23 protein-coding genes and 1 tRNA gene are annotated in these 21,216 nt (G+C 38.0%); 17 read left to right on the top strand and 7 right to left on the bottom strand.

Features of this window, described 5'->3' with window-relative positions; genetic code table 11:
• Positions 1–3: 3 nt before the first annotated feature.
• A complete protein-coding gene (locus N0B29_RS03980) occupies positions 4–552 on the bottom strand; it encodes a phosphorylase family protein (protein ID WP_263832382.1) in 549 nt (182 codons plus the stop codon).
• Positions 549–1,307: an imidazole glycerol phosphate synthase subunit HisF gene (hisF, locus tag N0B29_RS03975; protein ID WP_263832381.1), complete on the bottom strand. Its 759-nt coding sequence runs from the start codon at positions 1,305–1,307 to the stop codon at positions 549–551. The genes N0B29_RS03980 and hisF overlap by 4 nt, the downstream gene beginning before the upstream one ends.
• A 148-nt stretch (positions 1,308–1,455) precedes the next feature.
• Between hisF and rsmA the strand changes: the two genes are divergently transcribed.
• From rsmA to N0B29_RS03940, 7 genes are read left to right on the top strand one after another with little or no spacing between them, the layout of a single operon-like run.
• Complete coding sequence (gene rsmA, locus N0B29_RS03970) at positions 1,456–2,301, top strand: 16S rRNA (adenine(1518)-N(6)/adenine(1519)-N(6))-dimethyltransferase RsmA (protein WP_263832380.1); 846 nt, start codon at positions 1,456–1,458, stop codon at positions 2,299–2,301.
• On the top strand, positions 2,267–4,258 hold the full coding sequence (locus N0B29_RS03965) for a ribonuclease J (protein ID WP_263832379.1): 1,992 nt from the start codon (positions 2,267–2,269) through the stop codon (positions 4,256–4,258). The genes rsmA and N0B29_RS03965 overlap by 35 nt, the downstream gene beginning before the upstream one ends.
• 8 nt (positions 4,259–4,266) lie before the next feature.
• Positions 4,267–5,232 (top strand): KpsF/GutQ family sugar-phosphate isomerase, encoded by a 966-nt coding sequence (locus N0B29_RS03960; protein ID WP_263832378.1) that lies wholly within the window; start codon positions 4,267–4,269, stop codon positions 5,230–5,232.
• Positions 5,233–5,241: 9 nt separating this feature from the next.
• Positions 5,242–6,051 carry a pseudouridine synthase gene (locus tag N0B29_RS03955; protein ID WP_263832501.1) on the top strand — a complete coding sequence of 270 codons (810 nt, stop codon included), beginning with the start codon at positions 5,242–5,244 and terminating at the stop codon, positions 6,049–6,051.
• Positions 6,041–7,240 (top strand): replication-associated recombination protein A, encoded by a 1,200-nt coding sequence (locus N0B29_RS03950; protein ID WP_263832377.1) that lies wholly within the window; start codon positions 6,041–6,043, stop codon positions 7,238–7,240. The genes N0B29_RS03955 and N0B29_RS03950 overlap by 11 nt, the downstream gene beginning before the upstream one ends.
• A 42-nt stretch (positions 7,241–7,282) precedes the next feature.
• Positions 7,283–9,160, top strand: a complete 1,878-nt coding sequence (fliK, locus tag N0B29_RS03945; RefSeq protein ID WP_263832376.1) for a flagellar hook-length control protein FliK — start codon at positions 7,283–7,285, stop codon at positions 9,158–9,160.
• Complete coding sequence (locus N0B29_RS03940) at positions 9,157–9,435, top strand: EscU/YscU/HrcU family type III secretion system export apparatus switch protein (protein ID WP_263832375.1); 279 nt, start codon at positions 9,157–9,159, stop codon at positions 9,433–9,435. Before fliK ends, N0B29_RS03940 begins: the two co-directional genes overlap by 4 nt.
• Before the next feature lie 16 nt (positions 9,436–9,451).
• On the opposite strand, the gene N0B29_RS03935 is transcribed toward N0B29_RS03940, so the two are convergent.
• Positions 9,452–10,237 (bottom strand): YdcF family protein, encoded by a 786-nt coding sequence (locus N0B29_RS03935; RefSeq protein WP_263832374.1) that lies wholly within the window; start codon positions 10,235–10,237, stop codon positions 9,452–9,454.
• A complete protein-coding gene (purM, locus tag N0B29_RS03930; protein WP_263832373.1) occupies positions 10,237–11,232 on the bottom strand; it encodes a phosphoribosylformylglycinamidine cyclo-ligase in 996 nt (331 codons plus the stop codon). The genes N0B29_RS03935 and purM overlap by 1 nt, the downstream gene beginning before the upstream one ends.
• Positions 11,233–11,322: 90 nt before the next feature.
• Here purM and coaE point away from each other — a divergent pair, with 90 nt between their 5' ends.
• Genes coaE through N0B29_RS03915 form a run of 3 tightly spaced genes read left to right on the top strand, consistent with a single transcriptional unit; the run spans position 11,323 to position 13,379 of the window.
• Positions 11,323–11,928, top strand: coding sequence for a dephospho-CoA kinase (coaE, locus tag N0B29_RS03925; RefSeq protein WP_263832372.1), 606 nt, complete (start codon positions 11,323–11,325; stop codon positions 11,926–11,928).
• The gene (gene dapF / locus N0B29_RS03920; RefSeq protein WP_263832371.1) at positions 11,909–12,652 is read left to right on the top strand and encodes a diaminopimelate epimerase; all 744 of its coding nucleotides are present in this window, start codon (positions 11,909–11,911) and stop codon (positions 12,650–12,652) included. The genes coaE and dapF overlap by 20 nt, the downstream gene beginning before the upstream one ends.
• Before the next feature lie 4 nt (positions 12,653–12,656).
• Positions 12,657–13,379 (top strand): glucosaminidase domain-containing protein, encoded by a 723-nt coding sequence (locus N0B29_RS03915; protein ID WP_263832370.1) that lies wholly within the window; start codon positions 12,657–12,659, stop codon positions 13,377–13,379.
• 4 nt (positions 13,380–13,383) lie between these two features.
• On the opposite strand, the gene prfA is transcribed toward N0B29_RS03915, so the two are convergent.
• Positions 13,384–14,451, bottom strand: coding sequence for a peptide chain release factor 1 (gene prfA / locus N0B29_RS03910; protein WP_263832369.1), 1,068 nt, complete (start codon positions 14,449–14,451; stop codon positions 13,384–13,386).
• 36 nt (positions 14,452–14,487) lie between these two features.
• The gene (gene rpsT / locus N0B29_RS03905; RefSeq protein WP_025343336.1) at positions 14,488–14,763 is read right to left on the bottom strand and encodes a 30S ribosomal protein S20; all 276 of its coding nucleotides are present in this window, start codon (positions 14,761–14,763) and stop codon (positions 14,488–14,490) included.
• A gap of 281 nt (positions 14,764–15,044) precedes the next feature.
• Between rpsT and glmM the strand changes: the two genes are divergently transcribed.
• The 7 genes from glmM to rplT all read left to right on the top strand — a co-directional run bounded on the left by glmM (position 15,045) and on the right by rplT (position 20,152).
• Positions 15,045–16,385, top strand: coding sequence for a phosphoglucosamine mutase (gene glmM / locus N0B29_RS03900; protein ID WP_263832368.1), 1,341 nt, complete (start codon positions 15,045–15,047; stop codon positions 16,383–16,385).
• Positions 16,378–16,824: a signal peptidase II gene (gene lspA / locus N0B29_RS03895; RefSeq protein ID WP_263832367.1), complete on the top strand. Its 447-nt coding sequence runs from the start codon at positions 16,378–16,380 to the stop codon at positions 16,822–16,824. The genes glmM and lspA overlap by 8 nt, the downstream gene beginning before the upstream one ends.
• Before the next feature lie 81 nt (positions 16,825–16,905).
• A tRNA-Val gene (locus N0B29_RS03890) sits at positions 16,906–16,981 on the top strand.
• A 53-nt stretch (positions 16,982–17,034) separates the two neighbouring features.
• Positions 17,035–18,852 carry a threonine--tRNA ligase gene (gene thrS, locus N0B29_RS03885; RefSeq protein ID WP_263832366.1) on the top strand — a complete coding sequence of 606 codons (1,818 nt, stop codon included), beginning with the start codon at positions 17,035–17,037 and terminating at the stop codon, positions 18,850–18,852.
• Positions 18,849–19,364 carry a translation initiation factor IF-3 gene (gene infC / locus N0B29_RS03880; RefSeq protein ID WP_263832365.1) on the top strand — a complete coding sequence of 172 codons (516 nt, stop codon included), beginning with the start codon at positions 18,849–18,851 and terminating at the stop codon, positions 19,362–19,364. Before thrS ends, infC begins: the two co-directional genes overlap by 4 nt.
• 125 nt (positions 19,365–19,489) lie before the next feature.
• Positions 19,490–19,684 carry a 50S ribosomal protein L35 gene (gene rpmI, locus N0B29_RS03875; RefSeq protein WP_263832364.1) on the top strand — a complete coding sequence of 65 codons (195 nt, stop codon included), beginning with the start codon at positions 19,490–19,492 and terminating at the stop codon, positions 19,682–19,684.
• A 114-nt stretch (positions 19,685–19,798) separates the two neighbouring features.
• A complete protein-coding gene (gene rplT / locus N0B29_RS03870; protein WP_037961431.1) occupies positions 19,799–20,152 on the top strand; it encodes a 50S ribosomal protein L20 in 354 nt (117 codons plus the stop codon).
• A gap of 47 nt (positions 20,153–20,199) precedes the next feature.
• Here the strand turns inward: rplT and N0B29_RS03865 are convergent, their stop codons facing one another.
• Positions 20,200–21,153: an SLAC1 anion channel family protein gene (locus tag N0B29_RS03865; RefSeq protein ID WP_263832363.1), complete on the bottom strand. Its 954-nt coding sequence runs from the start codon at positions 21,151–21,153 to the stop codon at positions 20,200–20,202.
• Positions 21,154–21,216 lie beyond the last annotated feature (63 nt).

Raw genomic sequence — 21,216 nt, 5'->3', positions numbered from 1 at the left:
ACCTCAAATTTTCATATTTTTTTCTACATGTAAAGCAATTAACTCTTTTGCTTTAGCATGATTCTTTATAAAATCATTGTGAGCATTTTCATTGCAATAATTTGTAACAACAAAAAGTCCAGAACAAGGAATTTTAAATTGATTGGCAACACTCACAACAGAAAAGAACTCCATATTTTCCAGTTCAAGATTTCTGTTAAGCATCTGTTGAGCAAGTACTTGATCAGTTGTAATGTAATTGCTCGAATTGATAATAGGTGATGGGTGAATAGTTCCACGTGAAACATAGGCTTTTTCTGCTTCAATACAATTTTCTAAAGGGGTATAACATTGATTTTGTAAAAAACCAAGTTCAACGTTAGCAGCATTATGGCTATAAACGAGATCTAGTGGCTGATAATTGCCATAGCTTCCAACCGTTCCTAAAAAAAATAAAAAAGCAGGTTTTTCTTCAAGTACAAACTTCGTTAAATTGATAGCACTTTCGATTAACCCTACACCAATAGGTCTAGCAAAATCAAATGTCTCATTTCTTCCTGCGCAGAGGATCATAATCGTACTGCAATTCCCTCATTCCTGAGGTAACGTTTTAGATCCATAATATCAATTTCTTTAAAGTGAAAAATAGAAGCGGCAAGTGCAGCATCCGCACCATTTAAGAACGCATCTTTAATATGCTCCATTGTCCCTGCCCCACCACTCGCAATCACAGGAATATCAAGCATGCTACTCATTTGCGAAGTCAGTGGGATATCGTATCCATTTTTAGCACCATCGCAATCCATTGAGGTTAAGAGTATTTCTCCTGCCCCCCTCTCTTGGGCTTCTTTTGCCCAAGCAAGTGCATCAAGACCTGTATCAATTCGTCCGCCATTAACAAAAACATGCCACGAATCACCCATGCGTTTTGCATCTATTGCTACAACAATACATTGAGAGCCAAAACGTTTGGATGACTCATCTATAAAATGTGGATTGGCAATAGCAGGAGAGTTGATACTTACTTTGTCACATCCTACATGTAAAAGTCTATAGATATCATCCAATGTTCGGATGCCTCCCCCAACAGTGAGTGGAATAAAAACTTCGCGTGCAACTTTTTCAACAATATCTACAATGGTTCCGCGACCTTCATGGCTTGCCGTAATATCTAAAAAAGTGAGTTCATCAGCCCCTTCTTCATTGTATCGTTTTGCTATTTCAACAGGGTCGCCTGCATCTTTGAGTCCAACAAAATTAACACCCTTAACAACGCGTCCGTTTTTGACATCAAGACAAGGGATAATACGCTTTGCAAAATGCTCCATAAGGCTCTCTTTTATAGATAAATATAGGCACAAATGATAGCGAAAGAATTAAAAAAAAGTTCTGAAAATAGAGATTAATTTAGACTATAACTCTTTTATAAGTAAAGATTAGCTAGAATCGGTTAAATTTTAGAAAATAGGGTACAAATTGATAGAGGCAAAGAAAAAATTTGGCCAAAATTTTTTAAAAGATAGTACTGTTCTAAGCAAAATCATCCAAGCGATGCCCAAGAGTGAGCGAAAACTCGTTGAAATAGGGCCTGGCTTAGGTGATTTGACGCAAGAACTACTCAAGGTTAAGCCTTTGGTAGCATACGAGGTCGATGAAGACTTGTGCGTTTATTTGAGAAAGAAATTCTCAAAAGAGATAGATGAGGGGAGCCTAACATTGGTCCACGCCGATGTTTTAAGCCAATTTGAAAAGGGTTCATTGCTCAACGAGCCCTATGATTTGGTGGCGAATTTACCCTATTATATTGCAACAACGATTATTTTGGACGCTTTAGAAGATCCTTATTGTAAATCAATGGAGGTGATGGTTCAAAAAGAGGTCGCAGAGAAATTTGCGGCATCTCCAAAAACCAAAGAATTTACTTCTTTAGCCATTTTAGCCCAAAGTGTTGGCGTTGCAAAACTACTTTTTGATGTCGATCCAACATCGTTTGATCCACAACCTAAAGTTGTCTCTTCTATTCTCAAAATTGACAAACAGAAAGAGTTTGTTGAGGGGTCATTTTCGGGTATTTTTGAAACCAAAGAGCAACTGCAAAAATTTAAAAAATATTTGCGTTGTTCGTTCCAAAGTCCTCGAAAAACTTGGTTGAAAAATATCTCTTCCGAGTTTGATAAGCAATCTGTGCAAGATTTGATGCAGATGCAAAACCTCCCAGTAACCATTCGTCCTCATGAAATAAGCGTCTTGTCTCATCATCTACTATTTAAACATTTAAGGTTGAATGATGCAAGAAAACGAAGTAACGCAACAACAGAATAACAGTAACGAGAAACCTAAAGAGAATACGCCAAAACCTCAAGGGCAACCCAAACAAACTCCCCATTCTAACGCTAAAAAACCGGTGAGTCAAAATCCGCAAGCCAATGCTCCAAAAGAGCAAGGTGAAGCAAGCGAGAAGAAGCCTCGTAATAACAGAAGAAGAAAAAGTAATAAATCTCCAACAGCATCTATTGAAGGTAATGAACCTTGGCAGAGAGATATGAAAAAGGCTATTGAAGCCAATCAAAAAATGCACAAAGATAGGCTCAATCGCTCTAATCTTATTGACCAAGTATCTAAAGGGAAGATCAAAATCACTCCTCTTGGAGGACTTGGTGAAATTGGCGGCAATATTTGTGTTTTTGAAACCGATACATCAGCGATAATTCTTGATGTAGGTATGAGCTTCCCAAGCGAAGACATGCATGGTGTAGACATCTTAGTGCCTGATTTTAGCTACCTTCGACAGATTAAGAAGAAAATTGCAGGTATTGTCATCTCACATGCCCATGAAGATCATATTGGTGCTATTTCGTATCTTTTTAAAGAGATGCAGTTTCCACTCTATGCAACACCCCTTCCATTAGGAATGATTTCAAACAAATTTGATGAACATGGTCTTAAAGCCTATAAAAAATATTTTAGACCTGTTGAAAAACGAAAAATCTATAAAATTGGCGAGTTTGAGATCGAGTGGATACATATTACACACTCCATTATTGACGCCTCTTCTCTTGCCATTACCACGGAAGCTGGAACAATTATTCACACCGGTGATTTTAAAATCGATCATACGCCAATTGATGGTTATGTAACCGATCTAAACCGTTTTGCAGCTTACGGTGAAAAAGGTGTTTTGTGTTTGATGAGTGATAGTACAAACTCTTACAAAGAAGGCATTACCCGTTCAGAAAGTACGGTTGGAAAAACATTTGACTCTATTTTTGCTAAGGCAAAAGGTCGTGTGATAATGTCAACCTTCTCTTCTAACATTCATAGGGTTTATCAGGCGATTGATTATGGTCTAAAATACGGTAGAAAAGTCTCTGTTATTGGTCGTTCTATGGAACGTAACCTCTTTACCGCGATTGATCTAGGTTATATCCAGTTGGACAAAAGTATCTTTATTGATCCACATGAGGTGAATAAACATCCTGATAAAGATGTTTTAATTGTCACGACTGGTAGTCAAGGTGAGACCATGAGTGCGCTTTACCGTATGGCGACTGATGAGCATAGACATGTTAAAATCAAGCCAACCGATCAGATTATTATCTCGGCTAAAGCCATTCCTGGTAATGAAGGTAGTGTTTCAAAGGTGCTAAACTTCCTACTTAAAAGTGGCGCTAACGTTGCTTACCAAGATTTTAGTGAAATCCATGTGAGCGGACATGCTGCGCAAGAAGAGCAAAAACTCATATTACGTTTGGTTAAACCACGCTTTTTCCTTCCAGTTCACGGCGAGTATAATCATATAACAAAGCATAAAGAGACGGCAATGCAATGTGGCATTCCTGAGCGCAATATCGTACTTATGAGTGATGGTGATCAGATCGAAGTGTGTGCAAAATATATGAAAAAAATCAAAACCATTAAAACAGGAAAAGTGTTTATTGACAATCAGATCAATGAGCAAATTGCTGATGATGTTGTCATAGATCGTCAAAAGTTAGCAGATTCTGGTTTGGTTATGTTAGTGATTCAGATAGGCAAAAGTGACCACAAATTGATCTCTAAACCAAAAATTATTAGCTATGGATTAGTTCCAGATAAAGATGATAAAGCTTTTTCAATTGAGATGGAAGGCGTTATTGATCAATTTATTGTGAATGCCAAAGCAGAGCTTCTTGAGAATGCAAGAGCATTGGAGAATGAGGTACGACAAGTGGTTCGTAAGCATATTTACAGACAAATGAAAAAATATCCAACGATCGTGCCAACGATCTTTATGATGTAGGGACTCTTATGCAAGATTTTAAAGCTATAGCTAAAGAAGTATTGGAACTAGAAGCAAAAGAGCTTTTAAATGCAGCTCTTTTAATCGGTGATGAGATGAGTGCTGCAACGAATTTAATTGCTAACATCAAAGGCAAACTGATTGTTACAGGCGTGGGGAAAAGTGGACTCATTGGAGCAAAAATTGCAGCAACGCTTGCTAGTACAGGAACCAGTAGCTTTTTTCTCCATCCAACAGAAGCGATGCATGGCGATCTAGGTATGGTTGGTAAAGACGATGCGGTGTTGGCAATTAGTTATAGTGGTGAGAGCGAAGAACTTATTAAAATACTGCCACATATCAAACGTTTTGAGATACCTCTCATTGGTATGGCACGCACGATAGAGTCATCATTGGGGCATTACAGTGATATATTTTTACCTTTACATGTAGAAAAAGAAGCATGTCCGTTAGATGCTGCACCAACATGTTCAACAACACTCACGTTAGCCCTTGGTGATGCGTTAGCCGTTTGTTTGATGAAAAAGAAAAATTTTCAGAAAGAGGATTTTGCCTCTTTTCATCCGGGTGGAAGTTTGGGTAAGCGACTTTTTGTTAAGGTGAGAGATCTCATGTTAACGCAAGACCTTCCGATTGTTCATGAAACAACGAGACTTAAAGATGCGATTATTACGATGAGCGAAGGCAGATTAGGCAATGTCCTTATCACCGATAAGGAGAATAAACTCTTGGCGATTTTGAGCGATGGTGACTTGCGTAGAGCGCTTATGAGAGATGATTTTACAATGGATACTACTGCGTATGAATACGCTACAAAAAATCCAAAAAAACTAGACGATGAAACGCTTTTGGCAAGTGATGCATTAGCGTTCATTGAAACATACAAAATACAGCTTTTAGCGATTACTGATAAAAAGGGTACGCTTAAAGGTGTTTTACATATCCACCATTTAGTGGAAGCAGGAATAAAATAAATGGAATTAATGAGACTCAATAAAATGATTTCGCACAACACGCATTATTCAAGGCGTGAGGCGGATGAACTTATCAAAGCAGGACATGTGAAGGTTGACGGTCAAGTCGTACAAGACCTCTCCACACAGGTAAGTTTTAAAAATAAAATCGAACTAAATGGCAAAGCCCTTTTTGAAAAACATGGTTATTCAGTCATTGTTTATCACAAACAAAAAGGTGAGTTAGTCAGTAAAAAAGACGATCGTGGTCGTAGAACAATTTACGATACATTGCCGCCACAATTTGGTCATTACCTCAGTGTTGGAAGGCTAGATTTTGCGAGCGAGGGATTACTTCTTTTGTGTGATTCACCATCCGTTGTTTCAGCGTTGATGCATGGAGACTTGGAGCGTGTGTATTACGTGAAAATCAATGGAATGATAACACCAGCAATGGAAAAAGCGATGCAAGAAGGACTTTTTCTTGAAAATGCACGCAAAGGTGGACATTCACACAGTGAAATTCGTTCAATGGAGTTTGCGCCATTCGTTTCATATCGTATTATCAAAAACAATCCAACATTTTCGACTATTAAAGTGACTATCAATGAAGGTAAAAACAGAGAACTAAGACGCTTTTTTGGTTATTTTGATGTTGATGTTGTTGACCTCAAACGCGTGAGTTACGGCAAAATTGATCTAGGAATGTTAAAACCTGGTAAACACCGTTATTTTGATGGCGGTGAATATACTGCACTGAGAGATTATCTTGAGTACGTCAAAAGAGATAACGATAAAATTCAAGGCGTTGATGAGGATGAAGAGGACGATGATCAATAACTTCGCCCTCTTCTTTCGTCCTAAAATGATTGAAGCGTTAGCGGGGCAAAAACACCTGAGTGGTGAGAGTAGTCCCTTTCGTAAGCTCTTAAAATCAGGCTCAATGAGCCATGCTCTCTTCTTTGGACCAGCGGGAGTAGGAAAAACAACGTTAGCACGCATTGTGGCTAACGAGTTAGACCTCCCTTTTTATGAATTAGATGCCACAAGTGTCAAAGTAGAAGAGATTCGCAAGATACTTTCTCAGCATCGAGGAGCCCTTCAAAAGCCGCTTATTTTTATTGATGAGATTCACCGTCTTTCCAAAACGCAACAAGAAGTGCTTTTGCTTCCTATGGAAAACCACGAAGCCATTGTTATTGGCGCTTCAACGGAGAACCCCTACTTTGTACTTAGTTCTGGTATACGTTCACGCATGATGCTTTTTGAGTTTTATCCACTTGAGTACGAAGACCTCAAAGAAATTATTGAACGTGTGCGTGAAAAGATTGATTTTGAGATTGATGAAGATGCGCTTGAATATCTTATAAGCTCAAGCGCAGGCGATAGCAGAGCACTCTTAAATTTACTAGAGTTTGCACTCAAAGTGGACTTACATGTAAAGCTTGAAACACTCAAAACGTTGCGCCCAAGTGCCCTAAAAGACGGCGTAAGTTCAGATAACACGCATTATAACTTAATCAGTGCAATGATTAAAAGTGTTAGAGGCTCAGATGTGGATGCAGCTCTTTACTATCTTGCCCGTCTTATTGATGGCGGAGAGAGCCCAGATTTTATCGCTAGACGGCTTGTAATCCTTGCAAGCGAAGATATTGGCAATGCTAACCCCAATGCGCTTAATTTGGCTTCTAGCACCCTTACAAGCGTCAGTAAGATAGGCTATCCTGAAGCTCGCATTATTCTCTCTCAGTGTCTTATCTACTTAGCGTGTAGTCCAAAGTCCAATAGTGCTTATATGGCGATCAACAGTGCATTAGAGTATGTCAAAAATGAAAAGGCACTTAAAGTACCTGCCCATTTGAAAAGCCCTTCTTCTAAAGGCTATCTCTATCCGCATGATTTTGGTGGTTGGGTGGAGCAGAAATATTTGGAAAAACCGCTTCATTTTTACGACAATTTGCCGATAGGGTATGAGAAAACACTTTCTGAATGGCTGATTAAAATCAAAACAAAAGACAAACAGTCATAAAAAGGCACGGATGATGCTCATTTTTGGTACAAAGGTCTCTTAATGGACATTTCGACTACTTCTCTTCTTGCCAATCAACTTCAAACGCTTGATCCAAAAGCTATGGCTAAAGAGAATGCTGCAAAAATTATCCAAAACAGTGCTGATATACCGCTTTCGATTACTGCACAAAAAACGACAGTAATACCCAATAATGCGCAAGAAGTCATTGGACAGTTACTAGGAAGTGCTGTGAGTGAAGCCAAGTCTAAGAGTGCCATTTTTGAAATTTTGCAAAATAACCAGCTTTTTAAAAATATGGGAAATTTTGCCGAAGATATTAAGAGTTTAACTTCCCTTGTGAAACTTGATTCGACCATTGCCAAACCTTTGGCGCTTTTACAGCTTTTTTCTAAAGATATTCAACAGATAGATGTCAAAGTGCTTCAAGAGCAAATTCAAAATTCTGGAATCTTTTTTGAATCAAAGTTAGCTAACATTGTTACTCAAAAAGGGGTTTCAGAGACGCTTCAAACACTCTCATCCGAGCTTCAAGAGCATCTAAGTACGCCAAGCAAAATGATCACACCGCTTGCAAAAGAGATCAATACGATTATGGATCGTCTTATTTCAACACAAGACATCTCTTCAAAAGAGGCGCAAACAAGTCTTAAAGCATTACTTGATCTTTTTCGCCAAAGTGTTAAACAAGAGCTTTCATCCCAAAGTGTTCCTCTCTTTAAAGAGGCTTATCAAAACGTTCAAAAGCTTGACTATGCCATTCAACAAATGGATTTAATCACGTCTAAGGTCGAGAATTATCCTGAAAGTATGAAAATCGAAGAGCATTTCACAACGCAGGTTAAAGTTCTTTTAGAAATGCTCAAAGAAAATCTTAGTGCTCTCCAGCTTGATGATCTTCAACCACAGATCGATCAATTATTGGGCAAAGATAGCCTTTTAAAAGAGACTAACACCGTTACCATACCTCCTCAAGAGGCGTTAGTTAGCACTACTATAGAAAAAGAGCCTGCGCAAATCAATAGTGCAACTCTTCTGGCTACCTCAAATGCTAAAGAGGTTTTAAAAACAGCACAACCGCCTTTAATTGAGCATAGTGGAGAAAATTTAGAAAAAGCCATTGTTGTGGATGACGCAGAATTGATCCAAAAAGAGGCTTCCATGCCCTCCTCTAGCCTTATAATGGAACAGATGAATCTATCTGCAAAACCTCCTGAAACGATTGAAGAAGCACTAAAAATGGTTGCCAATCGCATTAAGCAGCAAATCGATATCCTTGATCCTAAAAGTACTCAGCAGGCTGAATTTACCGACAAAAGTACTCTTATAGAGCAAAAAATTCATAGTCTTATTAAACCTGAACTCTTTGTTGGTAAAGCAATTGCTCAAAAACTCTCACTTGATCCAACCGATGTGGAGTTACTCAGCGATATGAAAGGCGTGTTGACTAAGCTAAGCGATAATCTTCAAACATCACCTCAAAATAAAGAGGCCTTAGAGATCACCAATCGACTTCTTACGCAGATTGAGTATCATCAGTTAGTCTCGTATGTGAGTAGTTCAACGCATTTGTATATTCCTTTCAGTTGGGATGGGCTTAAAGGTGGGTCAATGATGATGAAAAAATCCAGCGATGATAATTTTCACTGCCAAATTGATCTTGATCTTGAAGCCTATGGAAAGCTCAATATGATGCTTTTGCTCTCAGGTGAGAAATACATTGATATTTCAATCGCAGCTCAGAAAAAAGAGCTGAGCGAAAAAATTACGGATCGATTGAATCAGCTAAAACAAGCCTTTAATGAAGTGGGGCTGATTACGGGAAATGTAAAAATGCTCGAATACAAAGATGTGAGTATGGTTAAAAACGACTATTTTAGTGGTGAAAAACTTCAATTTGGGATCAATATTACAATATGAATACGCCAACGCCAAAACCGCAAAAAGCCGTTGCACTTAAATACGATCGTGAAAAAAGTGGCGCACCAAAAGTTGTTGCTTCTGGCAAGGGTGAAGTTGCCAATAACATCATAAAACTAGCCCAAGAACATGACATTTTCATCAAAAAAGATGCGGATTTGGTGGAACTGCTCTCTAAGATAGAACTTAATAAAGAAATACCACCGATGCTTTATAAAGCGGTTGCTGAGGTCTTTAGTTTTATCTATAAAATTACTGGCGATAAACGTAAATAATCTTTACATGTAAAGGCTAAATACCCCGAAATTTCAGACTTAAAAGTCCTGCATATTCTCGTAGCGCCACATAGCTTTCGCATAAAGCGTACGCATTAGGAAGGTAATCCCACGCATCTTTGGCTTTTGAGCTGATTTTAAAACCCGTTGCAGTAGGAATTACTTTAAAACCGAAGTGTTCATAAAGCCTAATAGAGCGTCTCATGTGATACGCCGAAGTGACAAGATAGATGGTAGGCTCATTAAGCCCAGCATTTTCAAACGCTTGTTTGCTGAGTTTGGCATTTTCATAAGTATCGATGCTTTTATTTTCGACATACAGAGAAAACTCTTTTTTTTGTAAGCCTCTAGCGGAGGGAATATCCAAAGCAAGATAGGTTTTAATCTCTTTAACGCTATCTAAAAATGCATCACTTTCTGAGTAATCTTGGTTGATGCCTGCGCCACTAAAAAGCAATGGAAGATTGTTTGATTTTGCAACCATTAGTCCCCATGAAACTCTTTTGTAGGCTTCATCGCCCAAGGGAAGGTTGGCAACGCCTTTATGGCTTCCTCCGCTTAAAACAACCACTGCATCAGCGGGCTGTTTTTCAAGAGATTTGTTGAAAGGAGCCTCCAAAGGTGCCAAAAGCCAATCTGCCACGTAAGAGTTACTTAAAAGATAAAAAATAATAGCATTGGCTAGGAAAAAAAGACGAAAGCGTTTAGCATAAAAAGAGGCAACAAAGAAAAGGACAATAAAAATACCTGGCGGTAAAACCAGGTATGCAAAAAGTTTTGAGAGGATGTAAATGCTACTCATTAGAGCATAATGGCACTTTTAGGCCCAGTTTTGAGCTCGCCGATCACATATCCGTCGCTGTTTGCAAGAACTTCGTCTACATTTTCAGGACTAACCACAAGGATCATACCTACACCCATGTTGAACGTACGGTGCATTTCACTCTCTTCGACGTACTGGCTCATAAAGTCAAAGACGGGGAGTGTTTTGATTTTTGATTTGTACACGTGTGCTTGGAGCCCTTCAGGGAGAACACGAGGAAGATTTTCAATAATGCCACCGCCTGTGATATGCGCCAAAGCGTTGATCTTAGATTTAAGCGCTTTAAAGAGCTTCACATAAATGCGCGTTGGTGTTAACAGTGTTTCAATGAGTGGTTTGCCATCAAACTCGGTATCAAAAGTGTAACCGAGCTTGTCAAAGAAGAGTTTGCGTACCAGAGAAAAGCCATTAGAGTGAACACCTGAGCTTGGAAGAGCAATGAGAATGTCTCCAGCTTTTACGTGTGGTAAGCGGTTCATTTCGTCTTTTTCAGCGATGCCTACGGCAAAACCAGCAAGGTCAAAATCTTTACTGTGGTACATACCAGGCATTTCAGCTGTTTCGCCACCAATAAGTGAACATTCAGCTTGAATACAACCCTCTGCAATACCTTTCACAATGCTTACCGCAGCATCAATTTCCAGTTTGCTCATAGCGTAGTAGTCAAGAAAAAAGAGTGGTGTTCCAAAGTTACAGATTAGATCATTTGCACACATAGCAACCAAATCAATGCCCACAGTGTTGTAAATGCCTGAATCAATAGCTAGTTTGAGTTTGGTTCCAACGCCATCCGTTGCACCTAAAATAACAGGTTTTTGGTAACCCGATGGTAGTTCGTATGCTCCAGCAAATGAACCAATACCTCCGATGACATTTTTATCAAAAGTGGATTTGACCAGTGGTTTAATATTTTCGACAAATTGGTTTCCCGCGTCTATATCGACGCCAGCGTCTTTGTAGCTGACTGTGCTCATGGATATGCCTTTAGTGAGGTTATTGTTTAATAGATTTTAACAAAACTATGTTAAAATCGTTATAAAAATAGTATAAGGTATTAGGATTAAATGGCGTATGAACATGCAATTGTTTTAACAGGTGGAATAGCCACTGGCAAAAGTACAGTATCTGCGATGCTAAAGTCCCATGGTTTTGAAGTAATCGACGCAGATGTGATCGCAAAAGAGGTTTTGCCTTTACATGTAAAAGAGGTTGAGGCTATTTTTGGAGATCGCGTGATTAAAGAGGGTGTCATTGACCGCAAAGCGCTTGGAACACTTATTTTTAATGACAAAGCAGAGCGTGAAAAGCTTAATGCTTTTTTACATCCTTTGATTCGTCAAGAGATATTTAGACGTTGCGACATTTTAGAAGAGAAACAAAAGCCTTATATTATCGATATTCCGCTCTATTTTGAGAGCGATGGGTATGCGTGTAAGCTTGTTGCTGTTGTGTATGCACCGGTTGAAGTTCAACGCAAACGGTTGATGGTGCGAGAAGATTTTAGTAAAGAAGAGGCGCAAAAACGTATTGATGCGCAGATTAGCATTGAAGAGAAAAAGATCTTAGCCGATTTTCTCATCAACAACTCCTTTGATATGAAATTCTTAGAGAGCGAGATCGAAAAATTTATCAAATTTGTACGAGGCAAATATGCAAATTGCAAAATATAATGCGAGTGGCAATGATTTTATTATTTTTCACACCTTTACAGAGGTCGATAGAAGCGCGCTTGCCCAAAAACTATGTGACAGACAAAAAGGTGTGGGGGCAGATGGTTTGATTGTTTTGCTACCGCATCTAGAGTATGATTTTAAATGGCAATTTTACAATAGTGATGGAAGTCATGCATCGATGTGTGGAAATGGTACACGCGCTTGTGCTCACTATGCGTTTAATAACCATCTCTCAGGCACTTCCATGCGTTTTTTAACGGGTGCTGGTGTGATTACATCCGTCGTAGAAGGCGATGTGGTTGAAACAGAACTCACCACACCAAAAGTACTTAGTGAATCGTTTGATGAAAATGGCTTAACATGGCATTTCTGCGATACGGGAGTCCCTCATTTAGTCACTTTTGTTGAGGATACAGCATGCTTTGATAAAGTGATCGCACGCCAAATGCGCTATAAATACAATGCCAATGTAAACTATGCAATGCTCAAAGAAAATACTTTACATGTAAGAACCTACGAGCGTGGAGTAGAAGATGAGACTTTGGCATGTGGTACGGGAATGGCAGCTTGTTTTTACAGTGCATATCGTCAAAAAATAGTAGGAGAAAGCGCTAAAGTTTATCCTACCAGTGGGGAAGAGTTAAGTTTGCGTATTGAAGATCAGAGACTTTTTTTCAAAGGTGGAGTTCAAAAAGTCTTTGAGACGGTGTTGGAACTTTAATTTCGTGAAATTTTTTTCAACTCTTTTTATCGTCTCTTGTGTGTTTTTTCAAAGCGGAATACTTTACGCAGGAGGTCTTTCCTCAGAATATTATCAGATTGAAGATGGTCCAAAGCAAAAAGAGGAATTTATCCGCGAGATGAAAGTTCTTGTGGATAAAGGTAATGACGAGATCAAAAAAGATCGAGAATTTATTACCAATTTTTTTGCAAAAGCTGTACCAGGCGCCTTTAGAGGGCTCAACCAGCAAAATGTAGGCTATCTTATCTCTTTACGCAATAAATACGGGATAGAATCACTTTTTGATAGAGACGAATACTTTAAACGCATTGATGTCATTCCAACTTCTTTAGCACTAGCGCAAGCTTCGCTCGAGAGTGGATGGGGTAAAAGCCGTTTTGCAAGAGAAGCCAATAACCTTTTTGGTCACTGGACCTATTCGGGTGTGGGATTAATGCCTCAAAATAGAGCCATTGGCAAGACACACATGATTCGTATTTTTAGCTCACTTCAAAAATCGGTCAATTCTTATATGCTCAATCTTAATACTAATGACGCGTATAGCCTTTTTCGCGAAAGAAGACTTATAGCACGGAATAGTGGAAAAGCATATACGGGGATGGATGCAGCTAAAACAATGGTTAATTATTCAGAACTTAAAGAAGAGTACAACAAAATGATTAAAGAGATGATAGAGCAGAACAATCTTCTAATCTACGATAAATAGTGTATTAGAAGTTTGCTTCTTTCATCAGTTCTGCTTGGTAGTGCGTAATAATAGGATCAATAATCTCATCGTACAATCCACCTTCCATAATAGCGTCCAAACGGTAGAGCGTAAGCCCTATTCTATGGTCTGTAATACGGTTTTGTGGATAGTTGTAGGTACGAATACGGGCACTTCTATCGCCTGATCCTACTTGTGTCTTTCGTGCTTCACTCTCTTTGGCATTACGCTCTTGCATCTCCATGTCATAGAGTTTTGCTTTGAGGATTTTCATAGCAGCATCTTTGTTTTTGTGCTGTGATTTGCCATCTTGGTTGACAACAACAAGACCTGTTGGCAAGTGAGTGATTCTTACGGCACTATCTGTGGTATTGACGGATTGTCCGCCGTTTCCACTTGATCTCATAACATCAATTTTAAGGTCTTTTTCTTGTATATCGATCTCGACATCATCGACTTCAGGCATAACAGCAACCGTAACAGCTGAAGTATGTACGCGACCTTGAGATTCTGTTAAAGGAACACGTTGAACACGGTGTACACCGCCTTCATACTTGAGGCGTGAAAAAGCGCCCTGCCCTTTAATAAGTGCAATAACCTCTTTGAATCCGTTGAGTACGCCTTCGCTGAGTGAGACAACTTCTACTTTCCAGCCGCGATTTTCAGCATAACGAAGATAAGATTTAAAAAGATCAGCTGCAAAAATAGCTGCTTCATCCCCACCCGTACCTGCGCGAATCTCTAAAAAGATATTGCGGTCATCATTAGGATCTGTTGGTAAGAGAAGAAGTTTAATCTCTTCTTCGATTTCTACGATACGAGGTTCAAGGACTTTGAGCTCTTCTTTTGCAAGCTCACCAAGTTCTTCATCATCAAGTAAAAGTTTATTTTCTTCGATTTGAGTCAATGTTGAAAGGTATTCAAGTGTCTTTTCTTTGATCGATTCTAATCCTGACTGCTCTTTAGAAAGTGCCGTCATTTTTTTAATATCATTAGAGACATTAGGATCACTTAAAAGCGTTGTAAGCTCATTGTAGCGATCAAGGAATGGGAGTAATTTTTCTTTCAACATGAGAGGGAACTAAGATAAGGAGAGAGTTGCCGCAAGTTATGCAGCAACACTACCTAGCGTATTAACGAGTTGTGACAATCTGCTTACACGACGCGCAGCAGTATTTTTAGTTAAAATACCTTTGCCTGCATAAGAGTGGAAGTTTTTATTTACATTTTTCAATGCAACTTCAGCTGCTGCTTGATCACCAGCTTCAACAGCTTCTCTTACAGCACGTGTTAGATTTTTGATTCTAGTTTTATAAAATCTATTTCTTTCAGTGCGTTTTTTCGTTTGTCTAATACGCTTTTCTGCTGACTTGTGGTTTGCCATAGATAAGCCTTTCGTTTTTAAATTTAGGCGTAGATTATATAAAAATAAATATTAAATAGAACTTATTTTAAGTATGTTTTAAAATAAATAGAGCTTTTTATTGGCATGTTTCATCAATTCTATTATTGAAAATTGTTTATTTTCTATTAAAATAGCAAAAATGCTTTATACGTCATTGAGAGTGAGGTGCTCTTTATTTTCTATACATCTAAAGATTAAAAAAACTTTTGTTACAATTTCTTAATCATTCTTACATGTAAAGATAAAATTTAGGAAAAACAATGAAACTTTTTGGAACTGATGGTGTGAGAGGTAAAGCAGGTAAAAAATTGAGTGCTTTTATGGCGATGCGTTTAGCAATGGCTGCAGGCATCTATTTTCGTAAAAATTCCATTACCAATAAAATCTTAGTTGGCAAAGATACGAGACGCAGTGGTTATATGATTGAGAATGCCATTGTATCGGGCTTAACGGCTGTTGGTTACGATGTGAGACAGATAGGTCCTATGCCAACTCCGGCAATTGCTTTTTTAACAGAAGACATGCGCTGTGACGCAGGCATTATGATTAGTGCGTCGCATAATCCTTATTTCGACAATGGAATCAAATTTTTTGACTCTTTTGGCAATAAACTTGGAGAAACAGAAGAGGCAGAGATTGAGAAAATCTATTATGATGATGCTTTAATTGAAGCCAATCAAAAAATAGAGTTTGATATTGGACGTTCTAAAAGAGTGGATGATGTGATTGGTCGGTATATTGTTCAGATTAAAAACTCATTTCCAAAGAATTTGACACTTAAAGGGTTGCGTATCGTCCTTGATACGGCAAATGGAGCCGCTTATAAAGTAGCCCCTACTATCTTTAATGAGCTTGGGGCGGATGTTATTATCATTAATGATGAGCCAAATGGTAGTAATATCAATCTAAACTGTGGTGCCTTACATCCTGAAGAGTTAGGTGAAGAGGTAAGACGCCTTCGTGCAGATATAGGTTTTGCATTTGATGGCGATGCAGATCGTTTAGTTGTGGTTGATGAAAATGGCAATCCTATACATGGCGACAAACTTTTAGGTAAAATTGCCACCTTTTTACAAAGCCAAAACAGACTTGCTAACAAAGGCGTGTGCGTTACTGTTATGAGTAATCAGGCGTTAGAAGATTATTTAAGTAAAGCAGGCATAAAAACATACCGTTGTGATGTCGGTGATAAAAATGTTTTAGAAGCCTTATATAGGGAAAAAATTAACTTTGGTGGAGAACAAAGTGGACATATTATCTTGTCTGATTTTGCTAAGACTGGAGATGCGTTAGTAGCGGCTCTTGCTGTTATGCACTGTATGCTAACGGAAAAACAAAAAGTGAGTAAATTGTTTAATCCTTTTGATCTCTATCCTCAACTTCAACAAAATATAAAAATTGATAATAAGATTCCTCTTTGCGAACTTAAAGGCTACGATGCCCTCGTCTCTGAATTAGAAAATAAAAAAATTCGAGTTCTTATTCGCTATTCTGGTACTGAAAATTTATTGCGTATTTTGCTAGAAGGACAGAATGAAAAAGTTCTTGAAGAGAGCATGGAAAAGACCGTTAAATTTTTTAAAAGCGCACTAAATGAATAGAAAATTGGTCATAAGTGCAGGTTTTTTGATTTTTATATTTGTTGTTGACCAATATATCAAAAGAGTCTTTTTAGAGGGATTTCGTTGGAATGGGGATTTTTTTTCACTAATTTTGACGTATAACAAAGGCGTTGCTTTTTCCATGTTCGCCTTTTTGGAAGAGTATCTAAAATACATACAACTCTTGCTCGTCAGCGGTCTAGGGATTTATCTTCTTTTTCATAAAGAGATACTCCAAAAGTTTAATATTGCTATTGGCATTATTGCAGGGGCTGCACTGAGTAACATTTATGATCGTTTTGTTCATGGCGGTGTTGTGGATTATTTCTTTTGGCATTATGGATTTAATTTTGCTGTGTTTAATTTCGCAGATGTCATGATTGATTTTGGAGTCGTTCTGATTTTATTCATTTCATGGAAAACGCCTAAAGAGGTTTAAACTGCCTCTTTTCCTTTTTGAATCCAAAAAATTGTTGCATTTTTATTTTTTTTTGGTATAATCTCAGCTCTTAAATTGTGTGGTCGCGTAGCTCAGTTGGTAGAGCACTACCTTGACATGGTAGTGGTCGGAGGTTCGAATCCTCTCGTGGCCACCATTTTTTTGTTCTCCCGTCTGTTTGGGAGTTCATACAAGTAAAAGGATCTTACTATGATGAATGATGTTATAGCCTATAAAGATGGCGTACTCGTCATTGACACTCAAACTGCTGCTGCCTCCTCAAAGACTTACGAAGACAAAATCTTATTTGACAACTCTAAAGATGCCCTTGAAGTGATTCGTCACTCGTGCGCACACTTAATGGCTCAAGCGATTAAAGCGTTGTACAAAGATGCACAATTTTTTGTTGGACCTGTCATTGAAGACGGTTTTTATTACGATTTTCGTGTCAATGAAAAGATTGGTGATGCTGATCTTAAAGAGATAGAAAAAAAGATGGCAGAGCTTGCAAATGCTAAGTTACCCATTGAGAAGATTTACACAACGAAAACGGCTGTTATTAAACATTTTGAACACGATGATTTGAAGCAAGAAGTCTTACTTAGAATTCCTGATGGTGAAGTTTCCATCTATAAGCAAGGTGATTTTGAAGATTTATGTCGTGGACCTCACGTTCCAAACACCAAATATCTTAGATTTTTTAAACTGATCAAAGTTGCGGGTGCCTATCTAGGCGGTGACGAGAAACGCGAAATGCTTACTCGTATCTATGGAATAGCGTTTGCAGATAAAGAGAGTCTCAAAGATTATGTGACTATGATTGAAGAGGCAAAGAAGCGAGATCACCGAAAACTTGGTAATGAACTCAAACTCTTTACCTTTGATGACGAAGTTGGAGCTGGTCTTCCTATTTGGCTTCCAAATGGTGGAAGACTGAGAAGTAAACTAGAACAGCTTCTTTTTAAAGCACACCGACAGCGTGGCTATCAGCCTGTACGTGGTCCTGAGATTTTAAAATCAGATGCGTGGAAGATTAGTGGTCACTATCAAAATTATGGTGAAAATATGTATTTTACCGTAATTGATGAAGCAGAATATGGTATTAAGCCAATGAACTGTTTAGGACATATTAAAGTGTTCCAAAATGAGGTCAGAAGCTATCGTGATTTACCACTTAAATTTTTTGAATACGGTGTCGTGCATCGACATGAAAAAAGTGGCGTATTGCATGGACTTTTCCGTGTGCGTGAATTTACACAAGATGATGCGCATATTTTCTGTACACCTGATCAAATTAAAGAGAATGTTTTAGAAATTTTAAGTTTTGTCGATTCTATTATGAAAACTTTTGGGTTTAAGTATGATATGGAAATTTCAACACGCCCTGAAAAATCAATCGGCGATGAAAAATACTGGGAAGCAGCAACCGAAGGCTTAAAAAAAGCTCTTGATGAGAATGGCATCCATTATGGTATCGATGAAGGTGGTGGAGCGTTTTATGGTCCTAAAATCGACATCAAAATTACCGATGCCCTTAAACGTAAATGGCAATGTGGTACTATTCAAGTTGACTTTAACTTGCCTGAGCGTTTTGATATTTCTTATGTTGATGCGAATAATGAGCATGCGCGTCCAGTCATGTTACATCGTGCAATTTTAGGTTCATTTGAGCGTTTTATTGGTATTTTGATTGAGCATACTTCTGGAGAGTTTCCATTCTTTATTGCGCCAATTCAAGCCGTAATTGTTCCAATTTCAGATGCGCATTTAGCGTACGCAAAAACATTAGCCAATGAGTTAATGGCAGAGGGTATTGATGTTGAGATCTCTTCCAAAAATGAGAGTCTTAATAAACGTATTCGTAACGCTGAAACCATGCGTGTACCAATGATTTTGGTCATTGGTGATGCAGAAGTGGAAGAACAAAGTGTTGCTGTTAGAGATAGACGTGAGAGAACACAGTATAATTTGACAAAAGAAGCATTAATATCAAATATGAAGGAGAAACTTAGTGAGGTACACTTTTGAGTAAAGACAAAGACGTTATACTAAACGACGAAATCAGGGCATCTGAGGTAAGATGTGTTGGCGATGATGGTACACAATATGGCATCATTTCCAGAAATGAGGCTCTTGCGAAAGCAGATGAGCTAGGATTAGATCTCGTTTTAATTGCACCTGATGCAAAGCCACCTGTTTGTAAAATTATGAACTATGGCAAGTTTAAGTACCAGCAAGAAAAGAAGTTAAAAGAGGCACGCAAAAATCAGAAAATCATTGAGATTAAAGAGATCAAGCTTTCTGTAAAAATCGCTGCTAATGATATTAACTATAAAGTCAAGCATGCTAGAGAGTTTTTGGAAGAGGGCAAACATGTCCGTTTTAGAGTTTTTCTAAAAGGTCGTGAGATGTCTAATCCAGAGATTGGTGAGCAGGTTCTAGAGAGCCTATGGCCGATGTTGGAAGACATTGCTGAGCGTGAAAAGACTCCAAAGCTTGAAGGACGCTATATTAATATGCTGGTCACTCCAAAAAAGTAACCTGAATTCGTCGGTATCTTCACTATTTTAATCCCCTCTAAGGAAAATTAAGCTATTATAGCCGTTTTCTAATGCTAGAGGGGATATTTCCTCATTAGATTTTAGAATAAATACAAGGAGTAAGCATGCCGAAAATGAAAACGGTACGCGGCGCAGCCAAGCGTTTTAGAGCTGGTAAGAACAAGATTAAAAGAGGCGCAGCCTTTAGAAGTCATATTCTTACTAAAAAACCAACGAAAAGAATGCGTGGTTTGAAAGTTGCTAAGACTGTTGATGCACGTGATGAGAAGTCCGTTAAATTAATGCTTTGTAAAGCGTAATTTAAAAAGAGTTTTTGACAAGAGTCATTCACCCTACATGTAATGTTCCCCTCGTAATGAGGGCAAGTTCCCTTGTGGGACACCGACATTGATTTATTTGGTCAAGGAGACACCATGGCAAGAGTAAAAACAGGTATCGTCAGAAGAAGACGTCACAAGAAAATTTTAAAGATGGCAAGAGGCTTCTTTAGTGGAAGAAGAAAACACTTTAGAAAAGCGAAAGAGCAAATTGAGAGAAGTTTAGTTTATGCATTCCGTGATAGAAGACAAAAGAAAAGAGATTTTAGAAGACTTTGGATCACACGTATTAACGCAGCATGCAGACTTAACGATATCAGCTATTCACGCTTCATCAACGCTCTAAACAAAGCAAATATTGATTTAGACAGAAAGATTCTTGCAGATATGGCGATGAATGACCCTGAAGCCTTTGCAACTGTTGTAAAACAAGCAAAAGCAGCGCTTTAATAATATTACTAGATGATGGCTAGACCATCATCTAGTTCCTCTACTTCCTACTCTGCGATACAAATTTCTTTTTTAGAAATATACCAAAGTGTTTTATATCCTACAAAACAAATAACAGAAGTTGTTATTACAATTAAAAGAGTTGCAATATAGCTATAAAATAGTTTTTGTGTAGCATGAAAAGCAACAAGAGAAGCAATCGTAATAGCTGCTAATGGAAAAGTAAATGCCCACCACGAGATAAAAAATTGTAGTTTTAAAAAGTTTTTTACCATAAAAATCAACAGTAATGTAAAGAAAAGTCCTAAACTGTACAGTATACTTGCCATGAGGTCAAAATGGCCTGTTATTTTAAGATACGAGATAACCCCAATGGCAGGTGGTGCTATTAAAATAAAAAGAGTAGGTAAAAACTTCTGAGCAAGCTGATGATGAAAAATAATACGATTGACAATTATTGGTAATAAAATAATCCAAAAAAAGATACCTACTGCAAAGAAGTAAATGAGTATTTCGGGACTTGCAAAGTGCTCTCCACCAATAGGAGCAATAACATTACCTACGATAGGAATAAACCATGCTGGATTGGAATGTACAATTTCCATATTTTGAGTAATCCAAAAGCGGATAGTATAAAATGTCAAAAATGTTTGTAAGCCAGCACCCATATACCAAAGACACGCAGATATACCTATGTGTATATCTTGGTAAATAATAGAAAGCAATAATAATGAGATAGAAGCTGCTGCAAAAAAATTGATCCGAATAGGGTGGGCAAATTCTTGTTTAACTTCTTCGAAGAAAAAAATGATTTTCATTGCATAGAGTGTAACAATTATTATAAAAACAATGGTGACTAAAAGTACTAAAGAAGCTGCAATGATATTTGGGAAACCAAGCCATAAAGTAGCTTTTTGATAAACGATGGTGAGCCCTGAAAGTCCCATAACGATAGCAAACATCATAATAGGAAAGTTTTGAATACGGCTAGAGGTTATCATAGGATACTCCTGAGATTAAAAAAATTTTGGGAAAAAAAGAGTTAAGATCGCGTAAGGAAAGTT

Origin of the sequence: Sulfurospirillum oryzae (assembly GCF_025770725.1) — a bacterium.
In the GTDB taxonomy this organism is placed as follows: domain Bacteria; phylum Campylobacterota; class Campylobacteria; order Campylobacterales; family Sulfurospirillaceae; genus Sulfurospirillum; species Sulfurospirillum oryzae.
This window is presented reverse-complemented; position numbering and strand designations above follow the sequence as displayed.

Bases quoted from the DNA above. Each gene is read 5' to 3' on its own strand.
- N0B29_RS03980 (WP_263832382.1), bottom strand. From the start codon at position 552: ATGATCCTCTGCGCAGGAAGAAATGAGACATTTGATTTTGCTAGACCT.
- hisF (WP_263832381.1), bottom strand. From the start codon at position 1,307: ATGGAGCATTTTGCAAAGCGTATTATCCCTTGTCTTGATGTCAAAAAC.
- N0B29_RS03965 (WP_263832379.1), top strand. From the start codon at position 2,267: ATGCAAGAAAACGAAGTAACGCAACAACAGAATAACAGTAACGAGAAA.
- N0B29_RS03960 (WP_263832378.1), top strand. From the start codon at position 4,267: ATGCAAGATTTTAAAGCTATAGCTAAAGAAGTATTGGAACTAGAAGCA.
- N0B29_RS03955 (WP_263832501.1), top strand. From the start codon at position 5,242: ATGAGACTCAATAAAATGATTTCGCACAACACGCATTATTCAAGGCGT.
- N0B29_RS03950 (WP_263832377.1), top strand. From the start codon at position 6,041: ATGATCAATAACTTCGCCCTCTTCTTTCGTCCTAAAATGATTGAAGCG.
- fliK (WP_263832376.1), top strand. From the start codon at position 7,283: ATGGACATTTCGACTACTTCTCTTCTTGCCAATCAACTTCAAACGCTT.
- N0B29_RS03940 (WP_263832375.1), top strand. From the start codon at position 9,157: ATGAATACGCCAACGCCAAAACCGCAAAAAGCCGTTGCACTTAAATAC.
- N0B29_RS03935 (WP_263832374.1), bottom strand. From the start codon at position 10,237: ATGAGTAGCATTTACATCCTCTCAAAACTTTTTGCATACCTGGTTTTA.
- purM (WP_263832373.1), bottom strand. From the start codon at position 11,232: ATGAGCACAGTCAGCTACAAAGACGCTGGCGTCGATATAGACGCGGGA.
- coaE (WP_263832372.1), top strand. From the start codon at position 11,323: ATGGCGTATGAACATGCAATTGTTTTAACAGGTGGAATAGCCACTGGC.
- dapF (WP_263832371.1), top strand. From the start codon at position 11,909: ATGCAAATTGCAAAATATAATGCGAGTGGCAATGATTTTATTATTTTT.
- prfA (WP_263832369.1), bottom strand. From the start codon at position 14,451: ATGTTGAAAGAAAAATTACTCCCATTCCTTGATCGCTACAATGAGCTT.
- rpsT (WP_025343336.1), bottom strand. From the start codon at position 14,763: ATGGCAAACCACAAGTCAGCAGAAAAGCGTATTAGACAAACGAAAAAA.
- glmM (WP_263832368.1), top strand. From the start codon at position 15,045: ATGAAACTTTTTGGAACTGATGGTGTGAGAGGTAAAGCAGGTAAAAAA.
- lspA (WP_263832367.1), top strand. From the start codon at position 16,378: ATGAATAGAAAATTGGTCATAAGTGCAGGTTTTTTGATTTTTATATTT.
- thrS (WP_263832366.1), top strand. From the start codon at position 17,035: ATGATGAATGATGTTATAGCCTATAAAGATGGCGTACTCGTCATTGAC.
- rpmI (WP_263832364.1), top strand. From the start codon at position 19,490: ATGCCGAAAATGAAAACGGTACGCGGCGCAGCCAAGCGTTTTAGAGCT.
- rplT (WP_037961431.1), top strand. From the start codon at position 19,799: ATGGCAAGAGTAAAAACAGGTATCGTCAGAAGAAGACGTCACAAGAAA.
- N0B29_RS03865 (WP_263832363.1), bottom strand. From the start codon at position 21,153: ATGATAACCTCTAGCCGTATTCAAAACTTTCCTATTATGATGTTTGCT.